Raw genomic sequence first — 712 nt, 5'->3', positions numbered from 1 at the left:
TATTCCCCGCCCCCTGTCAGAAAACGCCTCGAACGTAGTAGAACGCCTCACTGACTTGCTGGACACACGTGTGACAGTAGTTGAAGGCAAACATAAAGGACGCATCTCGATTGAGTACGCTGGCCCAGAGGACCTGGAGAGAATTACTCAAGTAATCGCCAACCTCCGTAGGTAAAAGAATCGTCGCCTACTGCCTGACGGGCAGCTACGCCGCTGTAGGCGGAAACTAGATCTGTGCGGTAGTGTTCCGTGTGCCCGCTGAACAGGTCTGCTCGGTAAGCACCGTGAAGCTTCTGCCCTGTTTGTGCCCCGCACTGGCCCAAGTAGGTCAGGAACGAAGTGGTCATAGATCAAGACCGTAATGGTTCTGGCAATTGTGGAGATTCCGCTCGCATCTGCGCCGGGTAAAGTACGCCGTGAACATGAGCTGATGCACAGTTGCTAGCTAGTGTTTTGGTGCCAGGGTGTGCTGGAAGTAAGAACGGCGTCCTTTTACAGTGTTCCTTTTGTAGGTTGTTAGGATTCACGTTATCACTACGGAAAGTAAGGTGAACCGTGGCCGCCGACTTTTGCCAACGTTGTGCGCGCTACCAAATGTTTCACGTGAAACAATTGGTTTGATGACAGGTCGCGCATTCAGTACCAGCATTCCAGTCCGATGGCACGCACGCACGTACAACTTCATCAGCCCTTTCTGAATCGTGTGATGGCT

Annotated in this window: 2 protein-coding genes; one reads left to right on the top strand and one right to left on the bottom strand. The window is 52.5% G+C overall.

The genetic code is table 11. The features are described 5' to 3' along the window. Positions 1-70 precede the first annotated feature (70 nt). Positions 71-175: a hypothetical protein gene (locus HMPREF1627_RS10905; RefSeq protein ID WP_420705305.1), complete on the top strand. Its 105-nt coding sequence runs from the start codon at positions 71-73 to the stop codon at positions 173-175. On the opposite strand, the gene HMPREF1627_RS10470 is transcribed toward HMPREF1627_RS10905, so the two are convergent. Continuing rightward, positions 144-347 (bottom strand): hypothetical protein, encoded by a 204-nt coding sequence (locus HMPREF1627_RS10470; protein WP_158705799.1) that lies wholly within the window; start codon positions 345-347, stop codon positions 144-146. The two genes, HMPREF1627_RS10905 and HMPREF1627_RS10470, sit on opposite strands and share 32 nt — an antisense overlap. Between the last annotated feature and the right edge of the window lie 365 nt (positions 348-712).

Origin of the sequence: Actinomyces sp. S6-Spd3, from assembly GCF_000758755.1 — a bacterium.
In the GTDB taxonomy this organism is placed as follows: domain Bacteria; phylum Actinomycetota; class Actinomycetes; order Actinomycetales; family Actinomycetaceae; genus Pauljensenia.
This window is presented reverse-complemented; position numbering and strand designations above follow the sequence as displayed.